This window comes from Bacillus sp. 166amftsu, assembly GCF_900107445.1.
Taxonomy (GTDB): Bacteria; Bacillota; Bacilli; order Bacillales; family Bacillaceae_G; genus Bacillus_A; species Bacillus_A arachidis.
In genome coordinates, this window is the sequence record NZ_FNQA01000049.1 from 1 (window position 1) to 6530 (window position 6530).

At 33.0% G+C, this 6530-nt stretch carries 5 protein-coding genes and 2 pseudogenes; 1 reads left to right on the forward strand and 6 read right to left on the reverse strand.

The features are described from left to right. From BLV40_RS27360 to BLV40_RS27385, 5 genes and pseudogenes are all read right to left on the reverse strand, one after another. Positions 1-462 (reverse strand): efflux RND transporter periplasmic adaptor subunit (locus tag BLV40_RS27360; RefSeq protein WP_139265637.1); only part of this gene is annotated, 462 nt, incomplete at its 3' end. Between the two features lie 305 nt (positions 463-767). Beyond that, positions 768-1211 (reverse strand): annotated as a pseudogene (locus tag BLV40_RS27365) (IS6 family transposase); the annotation flags it as partial. A 657-nt stretch (positions 1212-1868) separates the two neighbouring features. Next, positions 1869-2864, reverse strand: coding sequence for a tryptophan--tRNA ligase (locus BLV40_RS27370; protein ID WP_090695762.1), 996 nt, complete (start codon positions 2862-2864; stop codon positions 1869-1871). A 620-nt stretch (positions 2865-3484) separates the two neighbouring features. Next, entirely contained in the window at positions 3485-4144 is a 660-nt protein-coding gene (locus BLV40_RS27380) for an HAD family hydrolase (RefSeq protein WP_090695765.1), read from the reverse strand. A 208-nt stretch (positions 4145-4352) separates the two neighbouring features. After that, positions 4353-5363, reverse strand: a complete 1011-nt coding sequence (locus tag BLV40_RS27385; protein ID WP_090695767.1) for a ketoacyl-ACP synthase III — start codon at positions 5361-5363, stop codon at positions 4353-4355. Between the two features lie 142 nt (positions 5364-5505). Here BLV40_RS27385 and fabZ point away from each other — a divergent pair, with 142 nt between their 5' ends. After that, a complete protein-coding gene (gene fabZ, locus BLV40_RS27390; protein ID WP_026593430.1) occupies positions 5506-5943 on the forward strand; it encodes a 3-hydroxyacyl-ACP dehydratase FabZ in 438 nt (145 codons plus the stop codon). A gap of 382 nt (positions 5944-6325) precedes the next feature. On the opposite strand, the pseudogene BLV40_RS27400 reads toward fabZ, so the two are convergent. Then, positions 6326-6530 (reverse strand): annotated as a pseudogene (locus BLV40_RS27400) (IS4 family transposase); the annotation flags it as partial.

Here is a 6530-nt window from a genome sequence, read left to right on the forward strand (position 1 = left end):
TACTTCTTTCCCCGCGCCACTATCTTTTGCCTTCTTAATATCTTTCTTTAATGAATCTATTTTCTTTTGTGCCTGATCGTAGCGCATAGTAGCCATTTTTTGCTCAAGCTCAGCTTGTTTCAGTTGTAAATTGATTTCTTCATTATCATAAGAGAATAATTTCGTGCCCTTTTCTACTTCCTGTCCTTCTTTTACTGCAATATCTTTTACTTTTCCTTTTGTCGGATCTGCATAGAAGCTCTCAATATTTCCAGGTTTTACTTGTCCAGAAATCAACTTCGTATTGTTAAGTGAACGTTCTGTTACTTTCTCAAAGCTAACAGCATCTCCCTCAGCCGCGCCCTTTTTCTTTCCTTGCATAACAAAAATATTGACGGCTGCAACGACGACAATTAGTGCAATAACCCCGAGAATAATCCATTTCTTTTTCTTGTTTGGAGTATGAACTGTATTTGATAACATAATATTTCCCCTTTCGAAATTAAATACCACTAAACATATGGTAATAAGATAATATAACATAAAAAATATACATAATTAATATGCAATATTACATATTGGGCCTCACTATATTAAAAAAAGAAATTTGTACGTTTAGACACAAGCAAACCCATTCCCCGTAGGTTTAGGAATGGGTTATATACTTATACAAATGTGAAATCCAAGTGTTTCTTCTGTTTATTCGAGCGATAGGGCCACCAAGAATATCAATCCGACACGTATAATATAACTGCCCAATTTTATAATAATCAATTCGGGTTCTGGTGCAAATGTTTCTTAATAAAACGATGATCTTGTTCCACTATATTATTGAGATATCTAACTTGCCTAATCTTTATGTCTTTAGGCATATGTTTCTCTTTTTTCAACGCTTAAATCGCTACAGGATAGGCAGGATTCTTATCTATTGTTATCACGCGAGGTTTAGCAATGTACGAAAAAGCCAAGGCTTTCTTGAAAAAACGCTTGGCTGCTTGTTTATCTCTTGATTTACTTAGATAAAAATCAATGGTATTCCCTTCTGAATCAACGGCACGATATAAATACGTCCATTGGCCTTTTACTTTAATATAGGTTTCATCGACTCTCCATGAATCATTTGTTGATTTAAGATGATGTCGTACTTTCTCTTCTAACTGAAGTCCATATTGATGAATCCATCGCATAATCGTTGTGTGAGCAATTGATAATCCTCTTTCCTCCATCATTTCAGGGGCATTTGCATTTAGACCTTTAAAACAGGAGACTAATTAAAACAATAACGGACTAATGAATCTAAAAGAAACTTTATTATCATACAAATTATAGAATTGAAATACTGTTGGAATATTTATAAAAAAGACACTATATTTCAAATAAAATCACGATGTTCATACAAAATTGGTGATATTTTATCTCTTTCAATGTAGGAATTCTAAATGAGTTTTAATCAAACTTTTTTATAAAACGAAAATTATATCCAAAAAGAAAAGAAACCATTTTGATTTTCATTAAATAAGGATTTGCAATCTATTTTTGATCAAACTTTATTTCAAACCAACAGCACTAATTTTAAGTGTTCTTTTGCATCCTGAGTAAACATAATAATGCTATCTGTGCAGATTTCGTAATTACTGGAGTAACGGCTATTAAGTTAAGATGATCATAACTTAAAATATGTTATCAATAATAACAACCTTTAATAAATAGTATTGCTATTTACCTATACTATTTTCGTAGTTCAGCCATATTACTTATTTAGTATTTCAAAATTCTTATAAACCTACAGGGACATTGCAATTGTCCCTGTGGGTTTTATGTATTGGCTCAAATCCTTTTGAGAGGAATTATCTTTGTATATTAATTTTAATTTTGAGAATTTTCCATTTTCAACATCCTATGCGACTTTTTATTTGTTGCAATTGTATTGTAGCTTTTTCTCTAGCGCGACTTGCCCCTTTGTGTAAAATACTTTGCAAAAGATCTGGATTCTCCATGTACATATGATACTTCTTACGTGGCTGTTCCAGCTCCCGATTCACTACATCAAACACCTCTTGTTTAACCTGTCCCCACCCTATGCCAGTTTGATAGTGCTCTTTCATTTTTTCTATTTCTTCTGATGTGGCAAACTCTTTGTATAATGTAAATAACGATGAAGTAGTATGATCTTTGGGTTCTGTTGGTAGTGTAGAATCTGTCTTAATTTTAAATATGAGTTTTTTCAGTTTTGATGGGTCTTCAAATAATGGAATCACATTTCCATAACTTTTACTCATCTTCCTACCATCTAGGCCAGGAAGCATTTCTGTATTTTCCTGTATTATATATTCTGGAAGAGAGAATGTTTCTCCATATGTATTATTAAAGTATGAGGCTATATCTCTTGCTATTTCTACATGTTGAATTTGATCTTTTCCTACAGGGACAAAATTAGATTGAAACAGTAATATATCAGAAGCCATAAGGATGGGGTATGTATACAATCCCATGCTAATTCCATGATCAATATCTATGCCCTCATCTCGATTTTTATCAATCTTACCTTTATAGGCATGGGCACGATTCATTAATCCTTTTGGTGTTAGGCAAGATAAAATCCAATGCAGCTCCAAAATCTCTGGTATGTCGGATTGGCGATAAAAAATTACATTTTCAGAATCTAGCCCAAGAGCCAACCACGCAGCTGCAATTTCATATGTAAAATTCCTGAAATGTTCTGCATTCTGAATAGCATTTAATGCATGGTAGTCTGCTATAAAATACATTCCCTGTACATTTGAATTCTTTGCCATTTCTAATGCTGGTTTAATCGCTCCAATATAGTTTCCAAGGTGAGGATGACCTGTCGGTTTAATTCCTGTTAATACAATAGGTTTATTCATATCGTTTACCTCTCAGTAAAATAAAAAGGGATCCCTTATCCATAGAAGAACGAGAGACCCCGTAGTACCTCCCTCATTAGTTGTACAAAGCCAATCGCCTTGTGCATTCTAAAATACTGTTTTTTTGTAACGGAGGAATAATTCATCAAATCTTTTTCTATAGTTTCAGATTGGGGCCCTATAGCCCGTTCCATAATTTTACGCACACTGATTTTTACCAACTATCAGCCTCCTGAAGTGCTACAAACATGTATTATTATATTTACATATAGTAATTACTGTTTATTTATATTTTAACTATATTTTTAAAAAATTCAATCTATATTATATAGATTTAGGGTTACGGCAACATCACCATCAACTTAAGAAATTGATCGTTCCCCAAAACGAAAGAAATGAGCCGAATTCTCATGAATAACTGTAAAAAGTTAAAATTTTCGTTATGGGGGTGTCTCAAAATCTTAGCTTGATGGGCATGGGGTGGGACCCCTATTTAAACTAAAGCTCTCGTTAGTCCAACAACGATTTAGTCATTAAACATCTTTTCAATATTATTAAGTTCTATCTTTTCTTCTTCTTGTCGATAATCATTATTATTGTTTTTACTCATTATAAAAATATTATGGAGTAAAACAACTTAATAATCTATTAAAAGAATTGATTTCGGCATATGGTTTTATTTCGGTATCATTCTTGATCATATGAGGATTGAACCATATGCCCTTTATATTTGCATTTTGACAACCACTAATATCCTTTTCTATGTCATCTCCAACGAATAATGCGGCTTCGGGTGACACATTAAGCTTATTTAATGCTAATTCAAATATGCGTTTGTCAGGTTTACTAAGTCCCACTTCTTCAGAAATAATTATTATATCAAAACAACTATTTAAATTCGTGTTAATTATTTTTGCTTTTTGTCTCTGAGTTGTGCCGTTTGTTATAATTGCAACTTTAACTTGCATCTTTATAGTATTTAAGATATTAATAGTATGTTGGTTTATAGAAAAACAATTAGGAAAATTATTATTCCAAAAATCTTGAATGTAATTGCGTGGCAATCTATATTTTGGTGGGAATTCATCAAAAAATGATTCCAAAACTTTTGTTTTATCACTATAGCCATAGCTTCTTTTATCATATTCTTTAAATTTTTGTAACATTTCATTTTTTTCTGAAAATTTAATATCCTCATAACACTTTTCTAAAATCATTAAAAACATTTTATCTACTGCTTTATCCCTATTAAGTAAGGTATCATCTAAATCAAATAGCATTGCTTTATAACCTCTCAAATAACTTCACAGCCTTTCTCACATTATATAAATAATCCCTAGTTCGCACCTTCAAACTTTTGGTTTACCAAAAAACGTAATCTTCAACTATCGCGCCCGATAATTGAAGATAAGAAATACTGAGTTGTCACTTGGCAACCAGTTCTTAAAATCAAATTCATTTCTTTGTTAATCATTATGCAAAGATTTATTACAACGGGGTTGGAGCATTAATTAGTTGGTCAAAATTTATTTCTAAAAGTTGTCCTGCGTGAACTAAACCACTTCCAAAACCGTACATAAGAACTCGGTCTCCATTTTTGACTTTTCCTTCACGGATTCCAAGATCAAGAGCTAAAGGAATTGTAGCAGCAGAGGTATTTCCATAATTGACTAAGCTATAAAGGGTTTTTTCCAATGGGTATTCTAATTTTTCACAAATTGGTTCTATCAATCTTAAGTTAGCACTATGGGGTATAAACCAATCAACTTGATCTAAACTCGTTTGCGTTTTTTCTAAAATCTTTCGTATACTATCTGGAATATTTCTTACAACCCATCGAAAAACTTCTCTACCATTTTGTACAAGGCATTGAGTATCGATTAACTCAATATCATTGACCTTTTTGGATAGTCCAGAACGATATACATGTTGTGCTCCTCTTCCATCACTTCCTAGATGAAATCCAATGAAACGGTTTGATTGTTCATCCCTTTCAACTAATACTGCACCAGCACCATCACCAAATAGAATACATGTACTTCTATCGGTATAATCCGTAATTTTTGAGATTGTGTCTGCTCCAATAACTAATACCTTTTTGTGTAGTCCAGAAGAAATTAAACTGTTTGCTGTATGCAATGCGTAAACAAATCCTGCACACGCTGCACTTAAATCCATAGCGCCTGTTTGGGGTATATTTAATTGATCCTGTATTATACTGGAAACAGATGGGAATGGAAAATCTGGTGTGCTAGTTGCCACAATAATCATATCTACATCTTCGACTTTTTTATTATATCTGTGCATTAAATCTTTTACAGCAGATACACATAAATCACTGGTAAATTCATCAGAACGAGTTATTCTACGTTCATGAATTCCTGTTCTTTGAATAATCCAATCATTATTTGTTTCAACCATTTGCTCAAGCTCAAAATTTGTTAATTTCTTTTCAGGTACATAGGTACCAATAGCTGTAATTCTTGCTTTTGACATCATTTGTTTCTCCCCCTTTACTATAATTATACTTAGTATTATAATCTAATATTAGTATCAGATACCAATACATGTCAATAATTTAAAATGAAAATACTGGTAATTGAATATCCGCTTGTGAAAATATAAAAAGGGAGAGGGATTCATGTTCAATACTCAACAAATTAAAGAAATTATTCCACATCGTTATCCGTTTTTATTAGTTGATCGTATTCTTGAAATAGAGGAGGGAAAACGCGCAGTTGGAATTAAAAATGTTACCGCTAATGAAGAGTGCTTTAATGGTCACTTTCCAGAATATCCAGTAATTCCAGGTGTTCTAATTGTAGAAGCGCTGGCACAAGTAAGTGCAGTTATTATGTTAATGAAAGATGAAAATCGAGGGAAAATTGGATTATTTGCTGGCATTGATCGTTGTCGTTTCAAGAAACAAGTTCATCCTGGAGATCAATTGCGTTTAGAAGTAGAAATGACAAGGATTCGTGGTTTGATTGCAAAAGCAAATGCTGTTGCCACGGTAGATGGAGAAGTTGTTTGTGAAGCAGAAGTTACGTTCGCTCTTTACAACAATAAGAAATCCTAAAGGATTATTATAATCTTTAAATTAATGGAGAAAAAACATATTTTAAAAGGGCTGTTTCCCTAAGTATTGTTGCTAATAGGAATCCCACTCCATGCCCGGCAACTTAAGCATTCGAAACGCCCAATGCCGATCAACCTAATAGAACGGGTTGCCCCCAAAACGATAAAAATGAACTTCGTTGCTACAAAAGACACAAAATTTTCGTTTTGGGGGCATTAAAAATTTTTAACTTGATGGCGATGTGGCGGTACCCCATCGCTATCAAGCTAAGCTTATGCAAAGTCAATTTTAGGCGAGATTGTTTCTTTTTTCTAAAGGGCAAGTGTGGGTGATTGAAAGATTTGCATACGAAATAAACCCTAACGGGTTTCACTTTTTTGAATTAAGCGGCTTCATTATCAGACATGGTACAATTGTAAACGACACCTAATATATCAAAGACCGTTTTTTTCTCATATCGATGAGATTTTCGCCCGTTTTGCTGTAGGAGATTGAACAGGCGAAGTAACACCTTTGATAGCTCTTGGGTGTTTTTTTGTATAGTTTGGAATAGAAGAAGAAAATAGTCTTTAATCATATATATGGCT

Coding starts and splice junctions, on each gene's coding strand:
- fabZ (WP_026593430.1), top strand. CDS start 5,506: ATGTTCAATACTCAACAAATTAAAGAAATTATTCCACATCGTTATCCG.
- BLV40_RS27370 (WP_090695762.1), bottom strand. CDS start 2,864: ATGAATAAACCTATTGTATTAACAGGAATTAAACCGACAGGTCATCCT.
- BLV40_RS27385 (WP_090695767.1), bottom strand. CDS start 5,363: ATGATGTCAAAAGCAAGAATTACAGCTATTGGTACCTATGTACCTGAA.
- BLV40_RS27380 (WP_090695765.1), bottom strand. CDS start 4,144: ATGCTATTTGATTTAGATGATACCTTACTTAATAGGGATAAAGCAGTA.